General features: G+C 76.6%; 1 protein-coding gene (only partly in view). It reads left to right on the top strand.

The window, feature by feature from the left end:
- Positions 1–22,286 carry the 3' portion of a type I polyketide synthase gene (locus ATL51_RS29290; RefSeq protein WP_100877975.1) on the top strand. It extends 10,351 nt beyond the left edge of the window, so only the last 22,286 of its 32,637 coding nucleotides appear in the window; its start codon lies beyond the left edge, outside the window; its stop codon occupies positions 22,284–22,286.

Below are 22,286 nucleotides of genomic sequence, written 5' to 3'. Positions count from 1 at the left end.
AGGCCGACCGCGCCTTCCGCGATCTCGGGTTCGACTCCCTGACCGCCGTCGAGCTGCGCAACAGGCTCGCGACGGCGACCGGGCTGCGGTTGCCCGCGACGACGGTCTTCGACCACCCGACCCTCTCGGCGCTCGCCACCCACCTGCGCTCCGAGCTGCTCGGCTCCGCGGCCCCGCCCGCACCGGCGCCCGCGCCCGCGGCGCCGCTCGGCGACGACCCGGTCGTCATCGTGGGAATGGCGTGCCGCTACCCCGGCGGGGTCACCTCGCCGGAGAAGCTGTGGCAGCTCGTCGGCGACGGCGTCGACGCCATCACCGGGTTCCCCACCGGCCGCGGCTGGGACCTCGACGGCCTCTACGACCCGGACCCCGACCACGCCGGCACCTCCTACACCCGCGAGGGCGGCTTCCTGCACGACGCCGCCGAGTTCGACGCCGGGTTCTTCGGGATGAGTCCGCGTGAGGCGACGGCCACCGACGCGCAGCAGCGGCTGCTGCTGGAGACGAGCTGGGAGGCGGTCGAGCGGGCCGGGATCGACCCGGTCTCGTTGCGCGGCAGCGCTACCGGCGTCTTCGCCGGCGTCATGTACCACGACTACGCCGACAACCTCGGCGGACCCGAGCACGAGGGGATCCAGGGCCAGGGCAGCGCGGGCAGCGTCGCCTCGGGCCGGGTGTCCTACACCCTGGGGCTGGAGGGACCGGCGGTCACCGTCGACACCGCCTGCTCGTCGTCGCTGGTGGCGATGCACTGGGCGATGCAGGCCCTGCGGACCGGCGAGTGCACGCTCGCTCTCGCCGGTGGCGTCACCGTCATGTCCACCCCGGCCACGTTCGTCGAGTTCTCCCGGCAGGGCGGCCTCGCCGCCGACGGCCGGTCCAAGCCCTTCGCCGACGCCGCCGACGGCGTCGGCTGGGCCGAGGGCGCCGGCATGCTGGTGCTGGAGCGCCGGTCGGACGCGCTGCGGAACGGTCACGAGATCCTCGCCGTGGTGCGCGGGTCCGCGGTGAACCAGGACGGTGCGTCCAACGGGCTCACGGCACCGAACGGGCCGTCCCAGCAGCGGGTCATCCGCCAGGCACTGGCGAGCGCGGGGCTCACCGCGGCCGACGTCGACGCGGTCGAGGCCCACGGCACCGGCACCACCCTCGGCGACCCCATCGAGGCGCAGGCGCTCATCGCGACCTACGGCGCCGACCGCGACCCCGCGCAGCCGCTGCACCTGGGTTCGCTGAAGTCCAACATCGGCCACACCCAGGCCGCCGCCGGCGTCGCCGGCGTGATCAAGATGGTGCAGGCGCTGCGGCACGGGGTGCTGCCGCGGACGCTGCACGTGGACGCGCCGTCCTCGCACGTGGACTGGTCCGACGGCACCGTCGCACTGCTCACCGAGCCGACCGTGTGGCCGGAGACCGGCCGCCCGCGCCGGGCGGGTGTGTCGTCGTTCGGGATCAGCGGCACCAACGCCCACGTCATCGTCGAGCAGCCCGCCGACGCCCCGGCCCCCGCCCCGGCGGAGCCCGGACCCGACGGCCCGCTGCCGTGGCTGCTGTCCGCGAGGTCCCCCGAGGCGCTGCGCGACCAGGCCGCCCGGCTCCGCGACGCCGTCACCGGGCGACCGGACCTGCGCCCGATCGACGTCGCCCACTCCCTGGCGACCGGCCGGTCCGCGTTCGACCACCGCGCCGTCGTCCTCGCGGCCGACGCCGACGACGCCGTGCGTGCTCTCACCGCGCTCGCCGACGGCGACAGCGACCCGGTGGTCGTCACCGGCCGTGCCCGCGGCGGCCGGACCGCCATGCTGTTCTCCGGGCAGGGCTCGCAGCGGCTCGGCATGGGCCGGGAGCTGTACGCCCGGTTCCCGGTGTTCGCCGACGCCTTCGACGCCGCACTGTCCGCGCTGGAGGCCGAGCTGGGCTCCGACCTGCGGGCGGCCGTGTGGGGCACCGACGCCGCCGCGCTGGACGAGACCGGCACGACGCAGCCCGCGCTGTTCGCGGTCGAGGTCGCGCTGCACCGGCTGGTGGAGTCCTGGGGTGTGCGGGCCGACCTGGTGGCGGGGCACTCGATCGGTGAGATCGCGGCGGCGCACGTGGCCGGGGTGTTCTCGCTGGGCGACGCGGCGCGCCTGGTCGCGGCGCGGGCGTCGCTGATGCAGGCGCTGCCGACCGGGGGCGCCATGCTCGCCGTGCAGGCGAGCGAGGACGAGGTGCGCCCGCACCTCACCGACGGCGTCGCGATCGCGGCGGTCAACGGCCCGTCCGCTGTCGTCGTCTCCGGTGACGAGGATGCCGTGACAGCGGTGGGCGAGCAGCTGGCCGGCCGCAGGACACGGCGGCTCGCGGTGTCCCACGCGTTCCACTCGCCGCTGATGGACCCGATGCTGGCGGAGTTCCGGGCCGTCGCCGAGCAGCTGAGCTACGCCGAGCCGGTGGTGCCGGTGGTGTCGAACCTGACCGGTGCGCTCGCCGAGCCCCGGCAGCTGTGCGACCCGGAGTACTGGGTGCGCCACGTCCGCGAGGCCGTCCGCTTCGGCGACGGCGTGCGGGCGCTGGCCGAGGCCGGTGCGACCACGTTCCTGGAGCTCGGCCCCGACGGTGTGCTCTCGGCGATGGCCCGCGAGTCCCTGCCCGACGACACGACCGCGACGGTGCCCGTCCTGCGCCGCGACCGCGACGAGGTCGACGCCGCACTGACCGCGCTGGCCCGGCTGCACGTCGGCGGCACCCGCGTCGGGTGGACGGAGCTGCTCCCGGGCGGCTGCCGGGTCGACCTCCCGACCTACGCCTTCCAGCACGCCACCTACTGGCCCACCGCGACCCGCCCGGCGGCCGACGCCGGCGCGCTCGGACTCACCGCCACCGGGCACCCCGTCCTGCACGGCGTGGTCGAGCTCGCCGAGGGCGAGGGCGTGCTCTGCACCGGTCGGCTGTCGCTCGCGACCCACCCGTGGCTGACCGACCACGCCGTCCGGGGCACCGTCCTCGTGCCCGGCACGGCGCTGCTCGAACTGGCCCTGCGCGCCGGCGACGAGGTCGGCTGCGACCGCGTCGAGGAGCTCACCCTCGCCGCCCCGCTGGTGGTGCCCACCCGTGGTGCCGTGCGGACCCAGGTCCGGGTCGGCGTCGCCGACGACGACGGCCGCCGCACCGTCACCGTGCACGCCCGGCCCGACGACGCCGGCGACGCACCCTGGACCCAACACGCCGCCGGCACCCTGACCACGGCCGCACCGGAGCCGACCGGCTTCGACGCCACGACCTGGCCGCCCACCGGTGCGCGCGAGCTGCCGCTCCGGGGTTGCTACGAGCGGTTCGCCGAGGCCGGGTTCGGTTACGGCCCGGTGTTCCAGGGACTGACCGGCGCCTGGCAGGACGGCGACACCGTCTACGCCGAGGTCGCACTGCCCGGGCAGGCCACCGACGACGCGGCCCGCTTCGGGCTGCACCCCGCCCTGCTCGACGCCGCCCTGCACGCCGGGATGCTCGACGACGACGGCACCGCAGGCCTCCCGTTCTCCTGGGACGGGGTCACCCTGCACGCCACCGGCGCCGTCGCGCTGCGCGTGCGGCTGACCCGCACCGGCGGCGGCATCGCGATCGCCGCCGCCGACCCGGCGGGCCTCCCGGTCGCGACCGTCGACACCCTCGCCGTCCGCCCGGTCGCCGACGCACAGCTCGCACCCACCGGCGCCGGCGACGCACTGTTCGCGCTCGACTGGACCCCGGTCGACGACGCCCCGGCCGGCACCCCGGCGCCCGCGACGGTCGCCGTCGTCGGCATCGGCGTCGGGGACGACCACGGGGACAGCGCAGCCGCCGAGGTCGCCGCGGGCCTGTCCGCCGCGGGCGCCGACGCGACCGTCCACACCGGCCCCGCCACGGCGATCGAGGAGCTCGGGGACACGGTGGTCGTCACCGTGGACGGTGAAGGCGCCGACACGGCGACCGCCGCCCACACCCTGACCGCCGCCGTCCTCGACCTGCTGCAGCAGTGGACCGCCGGGACCGGTTCCGGGCGGCTCGCCGTCGTCACCCGGGGCGCCGTCGCCGCCGGGGGGACCGCACCCACCGACGTCGCCGCCGCCGCGGTGCACGGCCTCGTCCGCTCCGCCCGGTCCGAGTTCCCCGACGGCATCGTGCTCGTCGACCTCGATCCGGCGACCGCCGGCGCCGCGGACGACGGTCCGCTGCTGCTCGCCGCGCTGCACACCGGTGAGCCGCAGATCGCGGTGCGCGACGGTGCCCTGCTCGCCGGGCGCCTGACCCGGGCGCAGACCGGCTGCGGTCTCGTCGTGCCGGCGGTGGACGCCTGGTGCCTCGACAGCACCACCCCGGGCAGCATCGACGGCCTCGCCCTCGTGCCCCACCCGGAGGCGGGTGCCCCGCTCACCGGTCACCAGGTGCGGGTCGCGATCCGCGCCGCGGGCCTGAACTTCCGCGACGTGCTCAAGTCCCTCGACATGTACCCCGGCGACGCCGGCCGCTACGGCCACGAGGCGGCGGGGGTGGTCCTCGCGACCGGCCCGGACGTCACCGGGCTCGCCCCGGGCGACCGCGTCCTGGGCATGATCTCGGGCAGCTTCTCCTCGGTGGCCGTCGACGACGCCCGCCGCCTCACCCGGATCCCGGACGGCTGGGACTGGGAGACCGCCGCGTCGGTCCCGCTGGTCTTCCTCACCGCCTGGCACGCCCTGCGCGAGCTCGGGAACCTGACGGCGGGGGAGAGGGTGCTCGTCCACGCCGGTGCCGGTGGCGTCGGCATGGCCGCGGTCCAGATCGCCCGGCACCTCGGTGCCGAGGTGTACGCGACGGCGTCGGAGCCCAAGCAGCACGTGCTGCGCAGCCTGGGCGTCGCCGAGGACCACATCGCCTCCTCGCGGACCCTGGAGTTCGCCGAGACCTTCGCCGGGACGGACCTCGACGTCGTCCTCAACTCGCTGGCCGGGGAGTTCGTCGACGCCTCGATGGGGCTGCTCGGCGACGGCGGCCGATTCCTGGAGATGGGCAAGACCGACATCCGCGACGCGGGCTCCGCGCCGGCCGGCGTCTCCTACCAGGCCTTCGATCTCGCCTGGGTCGAGCCCGAGGCCATCGGCGCCATGTTCGCCGAGCTGATGGACCTCTTCGCGGCCGGCGTGCTGGACCCGCTGCCGGTCCGTACCTGGGGCGTCCGCGACGCCCCCGCCGCGTTCCGCTTCATGAGCGCCGCCCAGCACATCGGCAAGATCGTCCTGACCCTCCCGCGGCCGTGGACCACCGAGGGCACCGTCCTGGTCACCGGCGGCACCGGTGGCCTGGGCGGGCTGCTCGCCCGTCACCTGGTCGCGACCCACGGAGTGCGGCATCTGCTGCTGACCAGCCGGTCCGGTGCGGACGCGCCGGGTGCTGCGGAGCTGGTGTCCGAGCTCGGTGAGCTGGGTGCGGAGGTAGCGGTGGCGGCGTGTGACGTCACCGACGCCGATGCGGTCGCCGCGTTGGTGGCCGGTGTGTCGGGTGCGCACCCGCTGCGTGCCGTCGTGCACACCGCCGGTGTGCTGGACGACGGGGTGCTGGCCTCGCTCACGCCCGGGCGTCTGGCGCGGGTGCTGGCGCCGAAGGTGGACGGTGCGTGGAACCTGCACCGCGCGACCGAGCACCTGGATCTGGACGCGTTCGTGCTGTTCTCCTCGGTGGCCGGGGTGTTCGGCGGTGCCGGGCAGGCGAACTATGCCGCCGGCAACGCGTTCCTCGACGCCCTGGCCGCGCACCGCGCCGCCGCCGGCCTGCCCGGCGTGTCCCTGGCCTGGGGCGCGTGGGGCCAGGAGGCCGGCATGACCGCCGGTCTCGACGAGCGCGACGTCCGCCGGGCCGCCGAGTCCGGGATGCCGCTGCTCGCCGCAGGGCAGGGCCTCGCCCTGTTCGACGCCGCCCTCGCCACGGGGCGTCCCGCGCTCGTCCCGGTGCGGCTCGACCTGGCGACGCTGCACCGTCGCGGGACCGTCCCGCCGCTGCTGCGCGGGCTCGTCCGCGCCCCCGCCCGCCGCGCCGCGACGACCACGGCGGCCGACGCCGGCGGCCTGGCCGGGCGGCTCGGTGCCCTCGGCCGCGCCGAGCGGCGCGCCGCCCTGCTCGACCTGGTCCGCGGTGAGGCCGCGACCGTGCTCGGGCACGCGGGCGGTGACCGCATCGACCCCGAGCTGGCCTTCCGCGACCTCGGCTTCGACTCGCTGACCGCCGTCGAGCTGCGCAACAAGCTCGGCGCCGCCACCGGTCTGCGGCTGCCCGCCACCGCGATCTTCGACTACCCGACCGTCGTCGCGCTCGCCGAGCACCTGCTCGTCGGGCTCCTCGGCCCGGACGCCGACGGCGACTCCGGGACCGGCGCCGACATCGCCGGGATCACCACGGCCGACGACCCCGTCGTCGTCGTGGGGATGAGCTGCCGATTCCCCGGCGGGATCGGCTCGCCCGAGGACCTGTGGCGGGTCCTCGACGAGGGCACCGACGTGATCGCCGGGTTCCCGACCGACCGCGGCTGGGACCTCGACGACCTGTTCGACGACGATCCCGCGCACCGCGGCACCTCCTACGCCCGCTCCGGCGGGTTCCTCGACGACGCCGCCGGCTTCGACGCGGACTTCTTCGGGATGAGCCCGCGCGAGGCGATGGCGACCGACGCCCAGCAGCGGCTGCTGCTGGAGTCGTCGTGGGAGGCGATCGAGCGCGCCGGGCTGGACCCGCACAGCCTGCGGGACAGCCGGACCGGTGTGTTCGCCGGCGTCATGTACTCCGGCTACGGCACCCGTCTGGACGGCGACGAGTTCGAGGGCTTCCAGGGTCAGGGCAGCGCGCTGTCGGTGGCCTCGGGCCGCATCTCCTACTCGTTCGGCTTCGAGGGTCCGGCGATGACGGTGGACACGGCGTGCTCGTCGTCGCTGGTCGCCCTGCACCTCGCCGCGCAGGCGCTGCGCGGCGGGGAGTGCGACCGGGCGCTCGCCGGCGGTGTCACCGTCATGGCGGGCCCCGAGACCTTCGTCGAGTTCTCCCGGCAGCGCGGTCTCGCCCCCGACGGGCGATCCAAGCCGTTCTCCGAGTCCGCCGACGGCGTCGGCTGGTCCGAGGGCGTCGGCATGCTCCTGCTGGAGCGGCAGTCCGACGCGCTCCGCCACGGCCACCGCATCCTCGCCGTGGTCCGCGGCTCGGCGGTCAACCAGGACGGCGCCTCCAACGGGCTCACCGCGCCCAACGGGCCGTCCCAGCAGCGGGTCATCCGGCAGGCGCTGGCCTCCGGTGGGCTGTCCACCGCCGACGTCGACGCCGTCGAGGCGCACGGCACCGGCACCACCCTGGGCGACCCGATCGAGGCCCAGGCCCTGCTCGCGACCTACGGACAGGACCGCGACCGGCCGCTGCTGCTCGGCTCGGTCAAGTCCAACATGGGCCACACCCAGGCCGCCGCCGGTGTCGCCGGTGTGATCAAGATGATCATGGCGATGCAGCACGGGGTGCTGCCCCGCACCCTCGGGGTCACCGAGCCCTCCTCGCACGTCGACTGGGACGCCGGGGCGGTCGAGCTGCTCACCGAGCAGACGCCGTGGCCGGAGACCGGGCGTGCCCGCCGCGCCGGGATCTCCTCGTTCGGCATCAGCGGCACCAACGCCCACGTCGTGCTGGAGCAGCCGTCGCCGGTGGAACCCGCCGACGCGGTCGCCCCGGCACCCGCCCGGGACGGCCTGGCGCCGCTGGTGCTGTCCGGCAGGACCCCCGAGGCGCTGCGCGGGCAGGCCGACCGGTTGCGCGCGCACCTGCAGGACCGGCCCGGCCTCGTCCCGGCCGACGTCGCGTCGGCACTGGCGAGCAGCCGGTCGCGGTTCGCCCACCGGGCCGCCGTCCTGGCCGGAGACCGCGACGACGCCCTGCGCGCGCTGGCCGCGCTCGCCGCGGACACCCCCGACCCGGCCGTCGTGACCGGGACCGCCCGGCCCGGCCGCACCGCGGTGGTGTTCTCCGGGCAGGGTTCGCAGCGGCTCGGGATGGGCCGGGAGCTGTACGGGCGGTTCCCGGTGTTCGCCGAGGCGTTCGACGCCGTCGTCGCGGTGCTGGACGCCGAGCTCGGCGGTGACCTGCGGGCCCTGGTGTGGGGCACCGACGCCGCGGCGCTGGACGAGACCGGCACGGCCCAGCCCGCGCTGTTCGCGGTCGAGGTCGCGCTGCACCGGCTGGTGGAGTCCTGGGGTGTGCGTGCGGACCTGGTGGCGGGGCACTCGATCGGTGAGATCGCGGCGGCGCACGTGGCCGGGGTGTTCTCGCTGGGCGACGCGGCGCGCCTGGTCGCGGCGCGGGCGTCGCTGATGCAGGCGTTGCCGACCGGGGGCGCGATGGTCGCCGTCCGTGCGACCGAGGAGCAGGTGCGCCCGCACCTGACCGACGACGTGGCGGTCGCCGCGGTCAACGGACCCGCCTCGCTCGTGCTGTCCGGGGCACGAGACGCCGTCCTGGCCGTCGCGGAGCAGCTGCGCGCGCAGGGCCGCTCGGTCACCACGCTGCGGGTCTCGCACGCGTTCCACTCGCCGCTGATGGACCCGATGCTCGAGGAGTTCCGAGCCGTCGCCGAGCAGCTCACCTACACCGAGCCGGTCGTGCCGGTGGTGTCGAACGTGACCGGTGCGCTGGCGGGGCCGGGTCAGCTGTGCGACCCGGGGTACTGGGTGCGGCACGTCCGCGAGGCCGTCCGCTTCGGCGACGGGGTGCGGGCGCTGGCCGGGGCCGGTGCGACCACGTTGCTGGAGCTCGGCCCGGACGGGGTGCTCTCGGCGATGGCCCGCGAGTCCCTGCCCGAGGACACGACCGTGACGGTCCCGGTGCTGCGCCGCGACCGCGACGAGGAGCGCACCGCCCTCACCGCGCTCGCCACGCTGCACACCACGGGCGTCCCCGTCGACTGGACCGCCCTGCTCCCGGCCGGGCCGGACCACGTCGACCTGCCGACCTACGCCTTCCAGCACCGGCACTTCTGGCCGTCCGGAGCGACCGGCGCACCGGCCGGTACCGGTGCGACCGGGCACCCGCTGGCCGGCAGAGTCGTCGCGCTCGCCGACGGCGAGGGCCTCGTGCTCACCGGGCGGATCTCGATCCGCACCCAGCCGTGGCTGGCCGACCACGCCGTCGGCGGCCGGGTGCTGCTGCCGGGCACCGCGTTCGTCGAGCTCGTCCTGCGGGCCGGCGAGGAGGTCGGCTGCGACCACGTGGAGGAGCTGACGCTCACCGCACCACTGGTGCTGCCCGACCACGACGCCGTCCGGACCCAGGTCCGGCTCGGCGCCGCCGACGCCACCGGCCGCAGGCCGGTCACCGTCCACGCCCGGCCGTACGGCACCGACGACGACCCGGAACCCGACACCGGGTGGACCCTGCACGCCACCGGCACGCTGGTCGCCGCTCTCCCGCCGGTCCCGGACCCGCTCGACGGGGTCTGGCCGCCCACCGGCGCCGAACCGGTCGACCTGGACGGCTTCTACCCGGCCCGCGCGACCGAGGGCTTCGACTACGGCCCGGCCTTCCAGGGCCTGCGGGCCGCCTGGCGGCGCGACGGCGAGGTGTTCGCCGAGCTCGTGCTCCCCGAGCCCGCCGACGGGACCGCCACCACCTACGGCCTGCACCCCGCCCTGCTCGACGCCGCCCTGCAGTCGGCATGGCTGGTCGAGGACCGGGGCGGGGACACGGCCGGCACCACCGCCGCGGGCGTCCCGTTCGCCTGGAGCGGTGTCTCGCTGGCCGCCGCCGGCGCGTCCGCACTGCGGACCCGGCTGCGCCGCGACCCCGACGGCACCCTCACCGTCTCCGCGACCGACACCGGCGGCGCACCCGTCGCCGAGGTCCGGGCGCTGGAGATGCGGCCGGTCGGTACTCCCGACGACGTCGCCCCCGGTGTCCGGGACGCCCTGTTCGGCCTCGACTGGACCCCCGTCCCCGATGCCGGACCGCTCCCCGACGCCACCACGGCCATCCTGGTCGGGGACGACCCGTTCGACCTGACCGGCGCACTGGCCGAGCTCGGCGCGACCGTCGAGCACCACGACGACCTGCCGTCCGGAACGCCCGCCGGCCCGGTGCTGCTGCCCGTCGCCGCGCCCGCGGACCCCGGTGGCGAGGACGCCGCCGCGGCGGCCCACACGCTCACCGCCCGGGTGCTCGGCCTGGTCCGCGCCCGCCTGGAGCAGGAGCGCTTCGCCGGGACCCGGTTCCTGGTCGTCACCCGCGGTGCGACCACCGGGCACGACCCGGCGGCGGCCGCGGTGTGGGGACTGGTCCGGTCGGCGCAGTCGGAGAACCCCGGCGCGTTCGGCCTGCTCGACCTCGACCCGCACGCCGCGGCCACGCTGCCGGCCGCGGCGCTGGGCGGCGACGAGCCGCAGCTGCGGACCCACGGCGGGGAGCTGCGGGCGGCCCGCCTGGCCCGCCGGACACCCGCCGACGACACCACGGCCGCCGCCCTCGGCGCCGGCACCGTCCTGGTGACCGGCGGGACCGGTGGTCTCGGCGCCGTGCTCGCCCACCACCTGGTGGCCGCGCACGACGTGCGTGAGCTGCTGCTGGTCAGCCGCCGCGGCCCGGACGCCGAGGGCGCCGCCGACCTCGTCGCCGACCTGGCCGACGCCGGGGCACGCGCCACCGTCGTCGCCTGCGACGTGTCCGACCGCGACGCCGTCACCGCGCTCCTCGACGACCACCCGGTGCACGCGGTGATCCACGCCGCGGGCGTGCTCGACGACGGTCTGGTCGCGACGCTGACCCCCGAGCGGCTCGCCGCGGTGCTCCGCCCGAAGGTCGACGCCGCCTGGCACCTCCACGCGGCGACCCGCGACCGCGACCTCGCGGCGTTCGTGATGTTCTCCTCGGTCGCCGGAGTACTCGGCAACCCGGGACAGGCGAACTACGCCGCCGGCAACGCGTTCCTCGACGCCCTGGCGCTGCGGCGCCGCACCGAGGGGCTCCCCGGCACCGCCCTGGCCTGGGGCCCCTGGGAGCAGGGCATGGCGGGAGAGCTGACCGAGGCCGAGGCGGCGCGCCTCGCGCGCTCCGGGGTCCCGGCGCTGACCGTCGAGCACGGACTCGCCCTGTTCGACGCCGCCCTGGCCACCGGCGAACCGGCGCTCGCGCCGATGCGTCTCGACCCGGCCGCGCTGCGTGCCCACGGGGAGGTGCCCGCGGTCCTGCGGGCGCTGGTCCGGGGCCGCTCCCGCCGCGCCGCGGTCGCCGGCTCGGCCGCCGCCTCGGGGCTGCGTGACCGTCTGGCCCCGCTCACCCCCGAGGAGCGGCGCGAGGTGCTCCTCGACCTCGTCCGCGGCCAGGTCGCGCTGGTCCTGGGCCACGCGGGCGCCGCCGACGTCGACGCCGGGCGCGCGTTCCGCGACCTCGGCTTCGACTCGCTCACCTCGGTGGAGCTGCGCAACCGGCTCAACACCGTCACCGGGCTGCGACTGCCCGCCACGATGGTCTTCGACCACCCGACCGTCGACCTGCTGGTCGACGTGATCGCCGACGACCTGTTCGGCACCGACGACGACCTCCCGGCCGCCCCGGTGCGGACCGCCGCGGTCGCCGACGACCCGATCGTCATCGTCGGCATGGCGTCGCGCTACCCCGGCGGTGTCGCCACCCCGGACGACCTGTGGACCCTGGTCACCTCGGGCGGCGACGCGATCACCGGATTCCCCACCGACCGAGGCTGGGACCTGGAGAACCTCTACCACCCCGACGCCGACCACCTCGGCACCTCCTACACCCGCGAGGGTGGCTTCCTGCACGACGCCGCCGAGTTCGATGCCGGGTTCTTCGGGATGAGCCCGCGGGAGGCCACCGCGACCGACGCGCAGCAGCGGCTGCTGCTGGAGACGAGCTGGGAGGCGGTCGAGCGGGCCGGGATCGACCCGGTCTCGCTGCGCGGCAGCGCGACCGGTGTGTTCGCCGGCGTCATGTACAGCGACTACGGCACGGTGCTCGCCGGGCCCGAGTACGAGGGCTTCCAGGGCAGCGGCAGTTCCCCGAGCGTCGCCTCGGGCCGGGTGTCCTACACCCTCGGGCTGGAGGGACCGGCGGTCACCGTCGACACCGCCTGCTCGTCGTCGCTGGTCGCGATGCACTGGGCGATGCAGGCCCTGCGCTCGGGGGAGTGCACGCTCGCCCTCGCCGGCGGCGTCACCGTCATGTCGACCCCCGGCGTGTTCGTGGACTTCGCGCGCCAGCGGGGCCTGTCCCCGGACGGGCGCTGCAAGGCGTTCTCCGACGCCGCCGACGGGGTCGGTTGGGCCGAGGGCGCCGGCATGCTCGTGCTGGAGCGCCGGTCCGACGCGCTCCGGAACGGTCACGAGATCCTGGCCGTGGTGCGCGGGTCGGCGGTCAACCAGGACGGTGCGTCCAACGGTCTCACCGCGCCCAACGGCCCGTCGCAGCAGCGCGTGATCCGCCAGGCACTGGCCAGCGGTGGGCTGTCCACCGGCGACGTCGACGTCGTCGAGGCGCACGGCACCGGCACCACCCTGGGTGACCCGATCGAGGCGCAGGCGTTGATCGCGACCTACGGGCGGGATCGGGACACCGAGCGGCCGCTGCTGCTCGGGTCGGTGAAGTCCAACATCGGGCACACGCAGGCCGCGGCCGGTGTGGCGGGTGTGATCAAGATGGTCCAGGCGATGCGACACGGCATCCTGCCGGCGACGCTGCACGCGGGCGTCCCCTCGTCGCACGTCGACTGGTCCGACGGCACCGTCGCGCTGCTCACCGAGCAGAGGGCGTGGCCGGAGACCGGGCGGGCCCGCCGGGCGGCGGTGTCGTCGTTCGGGATCAGCGGCACCAACGCCCACGTGATCCTGGAGCAGCCGGCCACGGAGGCATCCGGGCCGGTCGCGACCCCCGACGACACCGACCACGACCGGGCCGTGCCCTGGGTGCTGTCCGGCCGCACGCCCGAGGCACTGGCCGGGCAGGCCGGGAAGCTGGCCGAGGCGCTGGAACGGCGCCCCGGACTACGGCCCGCCGACGTCGGTCTGTCCCTGGCGACCGGCCGCACCCTGTTCGACCACCGCGCCGCCGTCCTGGCCGCCGACCGCGACGAGGCACTGCGCGGGCTGACCGCGCTCGCCACGGACCTCCCGGACCCGGCGGTCGTCACCGGGGCCGTCCGGGGCGGCCGTACCGCGGTGCTGTTCTCCGGTCAGGGGTCGCAGCGGCCCGGCATGGGCCGTGAGCTCCACGACCGGTTCCCGGTGTTCGCCGAGGCGTTCGACGCGGTCATGGCCGCGCTGGATGCCGAGCTGGGCTCGGACCTGCGCCCTGTCGTGTGGGGTTCGGACGCGGGACCGCTGGACGAGACCGGGGCGGCGCAGCCGGCGCTGTTCGCGGTCGAGGTCGCCCTGTTCCGGCTGGTGGAGTCGTGGGGGATCACCCCCGACGTCCTGGCCGGGCACTCGATCGGCGAGATCGCCGCGGCCCACGTGGCCGGGGTGTTCTCCCTGGCCGACGCCGCGCGGCTGGTCGCGGCGCGCGCCTCGCTGATGCAGGCGCTCCCGGCGGGCGGCGCGATGGTCGCCGTCCGCGCGACCGAGGACGACGTGGCCCCGTACGTCACCGACCGGCTGTCGATCGCGGCGGTCAACGGCCCGGAGTCGGTCGTCGTCTCCGGTGACGAGCACGCCGTCCGCGAGGTGGCCGCCCGGTTCACCGCCGACGGGCACCGGGCCACCGCGCTGCGGGTGTCGCACGCGTTCCACTCGCCCCTGATGGACCCGATGCTCTCCGAGTTCGGGGCCGTCGCCGCCGGGATCACCTACCGCGAACCGTCGATCCCGGTGGTGTCGAACGTGACCGGCGCGCTCGCCGGGCCGGGGGAGCTGTGCGACCCCGGGTACTGGGTGCGCCACGTCCGCGAGACCGTCCGCTTCGCCGACGGCGTCACCGCCCTGCAGGGCGCCGGCGTCGGCACCTTCCTGGAGCTCGGACCGGACGGCGTGCTGTCCGCGCTGGTCAGCAGCCAGACGGCCGACGGCGTCGTCGTCCCGCTGCTGCGCAAGGACCGCCCCGAGCCCGGCGCGGCGCTCGCCGCGCTGGCCCGGCTGCACACCGCGGGCACGGACGTCGACTGGCCGGCGCTGCTCACCGGCGGACGCCGGGTCGAGCTGCCCACCTACGCCTTCCAGCGGGAGCGGTACTGGCCCGCCGGGCCGCTCGGCGGGACGGCCGACCTGAGGGCGGTCGGGCTCGGCGCGGCCGGACACCCGCTGCTCGGCGCCGCCGTCGGCCTGGCCGCCGACGACGGATGCCTGTTCACCGGACGGCTGTCGCTGCGCACCCACCCGTGGCTGGCCGACCACACCGTCGCCGGCCGGGCCGTCGTGCCGGGCACCGCGCTGCTGGAGATGGCCGTCCGCGCCGGCGACGAGGCCGGCTGCGACCGGGTCGACGAGCTCACCCTCGGCGCCCCGCTGGTCCTGCCCACCTCCGGGTCGGTGCAGGTCCAGGTCGCCGTCGAGGCACCCGACGAGGCCGGTCGCCGCACCGTCGGCATCTGGTCCCGCGCCGACGACGACGGGACCTGGACCCCGCACGCGACCGGCGTGCTCAGCGCCGCCGGGAGCCCCACCGCTGCGGCGGTGCCGACCGAGTGGCCGCCCGCCGGGGCCGAGCAGGTGGAGGTGCAGGGCTGCTACGACGCCTTCGCCGACGCCGGATTCGGCTACGGCCCGGTGTTCCGCGGCCTGCGCGCGGCGTGGCGGCGCGGTGAGGAGCTGTTCGCCGAGGTCGCGCTGCCCGAGGAGACGGCAGGCACCGCCGACGCGTTCGGCCTGCACCCGGCCCTGCTCGACGCGGCGCTGCACACCTCCCTGCTCACCGGGCTCGGCGACGGCGGGACGGCGGCGCTGCCCTTCTCCTGGCAGGGCGTGTCCCTGCACCGCTCCGGGGCCACGGCGCTGCGGGTGCGGCTCGCCCCGTCCGGCGCCGACGCGATGTCGGTGCGGGCGAGCGACCCGGCCGGGGCACCGGTCGTCACCGTGGACTCGCTGGTCACCCGGGCCGTCGCCGCCGACGCGGCGACCCACGGCGTCGGTGACGCGCTGTTCGAGGTCACCCGGCAGCCCGTCGCGGCCACCGGGGCACCGCGCACGGTCGCGGTGCTCGGCGAGGACCCCCTCGGTCTCGCCGGCCCGCTCGCGGACGCGGGTGTGCCCGTCGGCACCGGCACCGACGTCGCCGTGATCGCCGCGCGCGACGAGGTCCCGGAGGTGGTCGTCCTCGGTGTGGACGGCGCCGGCGACCCGGTGACCGGTACCCACCGGACCACCGCCGAGGTCCTGGGGACGCTGCAGGAATGGCTCCGGCACGACGCACTCGCCGGGTCCCGGCTGGTCGTCGTGACCCGGGGTGCGACCGACGGCAGCGACCTCGCGGCCGCCGCCGTCGCCGGGCTGGTGCGGTCGGCGCAGACCGAGCACCCCGGCGCCGTCGGCCACGTCGATCTCGGCGGTGACGGCACCGTCGACGCGGACGCCCTCGCCTCGGCTCTCGGCTCCGACGAGCCTGCGCTGACGCTCTCCGGCGCGGAGATCCGTGCCCCCCGCCTCACCCGGCTGCCCGCCGGGGGCGACCCGGCCGTCTGGAATCCGGACGGCACGGTGCTGGTCACCGGTGGGACCGGCGGCCTCGGCGCGCAGCTCGCGCGCCACCTCGTCGAGGTCCACGGGGTCCGGCACCTGGTGCTCGCGAGCCGCCGCGGGGCCGACGCCCCCGGCAGCGCCGTGCTGGTCGACGAGCTCACCGCCCGCGGCGCCACGGTGTCCGTGCGGGCCTGCGACGTGACCGACCCCGCCGCGGTCACCGCTCTCGTCGCCGACGCCGGCGCGGACCGGCCGCTGACCGCGGTCGTGCACACCGCGGGCGTCCTCGACGACGGTGTGCTCGCCTCGCTCACCGCCGAGCGGCTCGGCACGGTACTGGCGCCGAAGGCCGACGCGGCCTGGCACCTGCACGAGGCGACCCGGCACCTGGACCTCGACGCGTTCGTCGTGTTCTCGTCGGTGGCGGGGGTGCTCGGCAGCGCCGGGCAGGCCAACTACGCCGCGGGCAACGCCTTCCTCGACGCCCTCGCGGCGCACCGCCGTGCCGCGGGTCTGCCCGGTGTCTCGTTGGCCTGGGGGCCGTGGGAGCAGGGCAGCGGTATGACCGGCACCCTCGACGACGCCGAGGCCGCGCGCCTGGCCCGTTCCGGGATGCCGCCGCTGTCGGCGCAGGACGGCCTGTCGCTGTTCGACGCGGCCCTGGCCGTGAGCGGCACCGCCGACGGTCCCTCGCTCGTCGCCCCGGTGCGGCTGGACACCGCGACCCTGTCGGAGTCCGGCGCGGTGCCCGCGATCCTGAGGGGCCTGGTCCGGACCCGCACCCGCCGTGCCGCGGCCGGCGGCGCGGCGACCGTCGACGGCCTGGTGGACCGGCTCGTGGCCCTCGGGCCCGACGCGCGCCACCGGGAGCTCCTCGACCTGGTCCGCGCCCGGATCGCGATGGTCCTGGGGCACGCGGACCCGGCCGTGGTCGACGAGCGGGCACCGCTGCGCGACCTCGGGTTCGACTCGCTCACCGCGGTCGAGCTCCGGAACCGGCTGAGCACGGCCACCGGCCTGCGGCTCACCGCGACCCTGGTGTTCGACCACCCGACCGCCACCGCGCTCGCCGAGCACCTGCACGAGGAGCTGTTCGGCGCCGACGGAGTCGTGCCGGCCCCCGTCGCGGCCCCGGCCGCGGTCGCCGACGACCCGGTCGTCGTCGTCGGGATGGCGTGCCGGTTCCCCGGCGGGGTGTCCTCGCCGGAGGACCTGTGGCGGCTGCTCGACGACGGTGTCGACGCCGTCTCCGGGTTCCCCACCAACCGGAACTGGGACCTCGGGTCGGTCTACGACCCGGACCCCGACCACATCGGCACCTCCTCCACCCGCCACGGTGGGTTCCTGCACGACGCCGGTGGGTTCGACGCCGGGTTCTTCGGGATGAGCCCCCGTGAGGCGACGGCCACCGACGCCCAGCAGCGGCTGCTGCTGGAGACGAGCTGGGAGGCGGTCGAGCGGGCCGGGATCGACCCGGTCTCGCTGCGTGGCAGCGCGACCGGTGTGTTCGCCGGGGTCATGTACAGCGACTACGGCTCGATCCTGGGCGGCCGGGAGTTCGAGGGGCTCCAGGGCCAGGGCAGCTCGCCGAGCGTCGCCTCGGGCCGGGTGTCCTACACCCTGGGCCTGGAGGGTCCTGCGGTCACGGTCGACACGGCGTGCTCGTCGTCGCTGGTGGGGATGCACCTGGCCGCGCAGGCGCTGCGGGCGGGGGAGTGCACGCTGGCCCTCGCGGGCGGCGTGACGGTGATGTCGACGCCGGGCACGTTCGTCGAGTTCTCCCGGCAGCGGGGCCTGTCCCCGGACGGGCGCTGCAAGGCGTTCTCCGACGCCGCCGACGGCGTCGGCTGGTCGGAGGGTGTCGGGATGCTCGTCCTGGAGCGGCGGTCCGACGCACTGCGCAACGGTCACGAGATCCTGGCGGTGCTGCGCGGGTCGGCGGTCAACCAGGACGGCGCCTCGAACGGGCTCACGGCGCCGAACGGTCCGTCGCAGCAGCGGGTGATCCGCCGGGCGCTGGCGAACGCCGGCCTGGGTGCGGGTGACGTGGACGTCGTGGAGGCGCACGGCACCGGGACCACGCTGGGTGACCCGATCGAGGCGCAGGCGTTGATCGCGACCTACGGGCGGGACCGGGACACCGAGCGGCCGCTGCTGCTGGGCTCGGTGAAGTCGAACCTGGGTCACACGCAGGCCGCGGCCGGTGTGGCGGGTGTGATCAAGATGGTGCTGGCGATGCGGCACGGGGTGCTGCCGCGCACGTTGCACGTGGACGCGCCGTCCTCGCACGTGGACTGGTCCGACGGCACGGTCGCGCTGCTGACCGAGCCGACGGTGTGGCCGGAGACCGGACGGGTGCGCCGGGCGGGTGTGTCGTCGTTCGGCATCAGCGGCACCAACGCCCACGTCGTGCTGGAGCAGCCCGTCGCCGTCGCCGAGCCCGGCGAGCCTGCCGCGCCCGAACCCGGCCTGGTGCCGTGGGTGCTGTCCGGCCGCACGCCGGAGGCACTGCGCGCCCAGGCGGCACGGCTGCGCGACGCGCTCACCGAGCAGCCCGGCCCGCGCCGGATCGACGTGGCCCACGCACTCGCGACCACCCGGTCGGAGTTCGCCCACCGCGCCGTCGTCCTGGCCGGGACCGGCACCGACCCGCTCGCCGCGCTCGACGCGGTCGCCGGCGGCCGCCCCGACCCGGCGGCGGTCACCGGGGAGAGCGACGGCGGCCGCACGGCCCTGCTGTTCTCCGGGCAGGGCTCGCAGCGACCCGGCATGGGCCGCGAGCTGTACGCGCGGTTCCCGGTGTTCGCCGAGGCGTTCGACGCGGTCGTCGCCGCGCTGGACGCCGAGCTGGAGCCGGCGGACGGCGGCACGCTGCGCGAGGTGATGTGGGCCGCCGACAACCGGGAGTCCGGTCGCCTGGACGAGACCGGCTGGACCCAGCCCGCGCTCTTCGCGGTCGAGGTCGCGGCGCACCGGCTCGTGGAGTCGTGGGGTGTGCGGCCGGACCTGGTGGCCGGGCACTCGATCGGCGAGATCGCCGCGGCGCACGTGGCCGGGGTGTTCTCGCTGGCCGACGCGGCCCGCCTCGTGGCGGCGCGGGCCCGTCTGATGCAGGCGCTCCCGACCGGCGGCGCGATGATCGCGGTGCAGGCGAGGGCGGACGAGGTCACCCCGCTGCTCACCGGTGACGTCGCGATCGCGGCGGTGAACGGGCCGGCCTCGGTGGTGGTGTCCGGCACCGAGGACGCCGTGCTGGCCGTCGGGACCCGACTCGCCGAGCAGGGCAGGCGGACCACCAGGCTGCAGGTGTCGCACGCGTTCCACTCGCCGCTGATGGACCCGATGCTCGAGGGGTTCCGGGCGGTCGCCGAGCGGCTGACCTATGCCGAGCCGGTGGTGCCTGTGGTGTCGAACCTGACCGGTGCGCTCGCGCGGCCGGGTCAGCTGTGCGATCCGGAGTACTGGGTGCGTCACGTCCGCGAGACCGTCCGCTTCGCCGACGGTCTCGCGTCGCTGGACGCCGCGGGCGTCACCGCCTACCTGGAGATCGGACCGGACGGGGTCCTGTCGGCACTGGCCGCACAGACCGTCCCGGAGGGCGCCGTCACGGTGCCCCTGCTGCGCCGCGACCGCGACGAGGAGACGACCGCGCTCACCGCGCGGGCGCAGCTGCACGCTGCCGGACGCACCGGCGGCTGGGACGACCTGTTCACCGGGACCCGGCCGGCCCGTGTCGACCTCCCGACGTACGCGTTCCAGCACCAGTGGTTCTGGCCGGCGGCCCGGACCGCGGACGGCGACGTCCGCGCGGCCGGGCTCGGCGCGCCCGAGCACCCGCTGCTCGGCGCCGCCGTGGAGCTCGCGTCCGGCGGGGGAGTGGTGTTCACCGGACGGCTGTCCCGCGGCTCGCACCCGTGGCTGGTCGACCACACGGTGTTGGGGCACGTACTGGTCCCCGGCACGGCGCTGCTCGACATGGCGATCCGGGCCGGTGACCAGGTCGGATGCGACCGGGTCGAGGAGCTGACCCTGGCCGCCCCGCTGGCCCTGCCCGAGCAGGGGGCCCTGCAGCTGCAGGTGACCGTCGACGCGCCGGACCCCGACGGGAACCGGGCCATCGGCATCCACTCCCGGCCGGAGGGCGCGGGCGAGGACGCCTGGACCCGGCACGCGGCCGGTGCGCTGGCGCCGGCCGGTCCCGCCGCCCCCCTCGGGGCGGACGCGGCGGTGTGGCCGCCGCCGGACGCCGTCGAGATCGACACGGAGGGCTGCTACGACACCTTCGCCGACGCCGGTTTCGTCTACGGCCCGGTGTTCCGCGGCCTGCGCGCAGCCTGGCGCCGTGGCGAGGAGCTCTTCGCCGAGGTCGAGCTCCCCGACGGCGCCGGTGGCACCGACGGGTTCGGCCTGCATCCGGCCCTGCTCGACGCGGCACTGCACGTGTCGCTGCTGGCGGCACTCGCTTCCGACGGCACCGGCGGCGGGGCGTTGCCCTTCTCCTGGTCCGGGGTGTCGCTGATGGCCGGCGGAGCCGCAGCCCTGCGGGTGCGGATCGCGCCGAGCGCGGACGGTGTCCTGTCGGTGCGGGCCGTCGACGGGGCCGGTGCGCCGGTCGTGACCGTCGAGGCCCTGCACACCCGGCAGGTCGGCGCCGAGCAGCTGCGTGCCGCCCGGACCGACCGTGACGCGCTGTTCGGGCTGGACTGGACGGTCGTCGACGCCGCGGAGGGGGCCGCTCCCGTGGTCGCCGTCCTCGGGGCCGACCCGTTCGGGCTGGCTGGGGTGGTGCCGGACGCCGTGCAGGTCGACGACCTGGCCACGCTCGTGTCGGCCACGGACCCGGTGCCGGACGTGGTGCTGTTCCCGGTCGCGGCCGAGCCGGGCGTCGCCGGGCGGCCCGAGGAGGTGCGCGCCTGCACCGTCCGGGTCCTGGAGCAGCTCCAGCGGTGGCTCGCCACCGAGGAGCTCGCGACGGCCCGGCTGGTGGTCGTCACCCGTGGCGCCGTCGCGGTGGACGACGGCGGTGTCGGCGACCTGCCGGCCGCCGCGGTCCGTGGTCTGGTCCGGTCGGCGTCCCACGAGAACCCGGGCACCTTCGGGCTGCTCGACCTCGACCCGGACGCAGCCGGCACGGATTTCTCCGGGTTGGCCGCGGCGCTGACCGCGCTCGCCACCGAGCCCGAGCTGGCGGTGCGCGACGGCGCCCTGCGCGCCCCGCGCCTGGCCCGCCTCGGCGCGACGCCCGAGCAGCCCGACGGCGCCGCCGGCGGCGGCGACGGCACCGACGCGCGCCCGGCCCTGCGGACCGACGGCACCGTGCTCGTCACCGGCGGGACCGGCGGGCTCGGCAGCCTGGTCGCCCGGCACCTCGTCACCCGACGCGGTGTGCGCGACCTGGTCCTCGCCGGCCGCCGCGGACCGTCCGCACCGGGCGCGGCGGAGCTCGTCGCCGACCTCGAGGCGCTCGGCGCCCGGGTCCGGGTGGTGGCCTGCGACGTCGCCGACCGCGACGCCGTGGCGGCGCTGGTCGCCGAGGCCGGGCGGGAGCGTCCGCTGCGGGGCGTCGTGCACACCGCCGGTGTGCTCGACGACGGCGTGCTCGGCTCCCTCGACGCGGCCCGGCTCGACACCGTGCTGCGGCCCAAGGCCGACGCCGCGTGGCACCTGCACGAGGCGACCCGGGACCTGGACCTCGACGCGTTCGTGCTGTTCTCCTCGGTCGCGGGCGTGCTCGGCGGCGCCGGGCAGGCCAACTACGCGGCCGGCAACGCCTACCTCGACGCGCTGGCGGCGAGCCGCCGCGCCGACGGGCTCGCGGGGCTGTCCATGGCCTGGGGGCCGTGGGAGCAGGGCAGCGGCATGACCGGAACCCTGGGCGAGGCCGAGGCACAGCGCCTGGCCCGCTCCGGGATGCCGCCGTTGCCCGCCGAGCAGGGCCTCGAGCTGTTCGACACGCTGCTCGCGGCCGGCTCCACCGGCCGGGCGCTGGTCCTGCCGGTCCGCCTCGACCTGGCCGCGCTGCGCGCGCTCGACGAGGTCCCGGCGCTGCTGCGGGGCCTGGTCCGGACCACGCCGCGGCGGACCGCCGCCGCGGGCACCGCACCGGACGCCGACGCGCTCGTCCGCCGGCTCGCCGGGCTCGGTGCGGCCGAGCAGGACGAGATCCTGCTCGCGCTCGTGCGGGGCGGGGCCGCCGAGGTGCTCGGGCACACCGACGCCACCGCGGTGGGGGTCCGTCAGCAGTTCCAGGAACTGGGGTTCGACTCGCTCACCGCGGTCGAGTACCGGAACCGGCTCAACGCAGCCACCGGGCTGCGGCTGCCCGCAACCCTGCTGTTCGACTTCCCGACCCCGGCCGAGGTCGTGCGGCATCTGCGGAGCAGGCTCGTCGTCGCCGAGCCCGCGGGCGCCGACGCCGTCCTCGCCGCGCTCGACGGCCTGGAGCGGGCCCTCGCGGGCCTGCACGTCGACGACGAGGGGGAGCACCGCCGGGTCGCGGGCCGGATCGAGGTGCTGCGGACCAAGTGGGCCGGGCTGCACACCGAGGACCGGCCGTCGGACCCCGACGGCGACGGCGCCGGGGACGACACCCTCGACGACGCCTCCGACGACGACATGTTCGCCCTGCTCAACGACGAGCTCGGGCTCGGCTGA

It is taken from the genome of Pseudonocardia alni, assembly GCF_002813375.1.
In the GTDB taxonomy this organism is placed as follows: Bacteria; Actinomycetota; Actinomycetes; order Mycobacteriales; family Pseudonocardiaceae; genus Pseudonocardia; species Pseudonocardia alni.
This window is presented reverse-complemented; position numbering and strand designations above follow the sequence as displayed.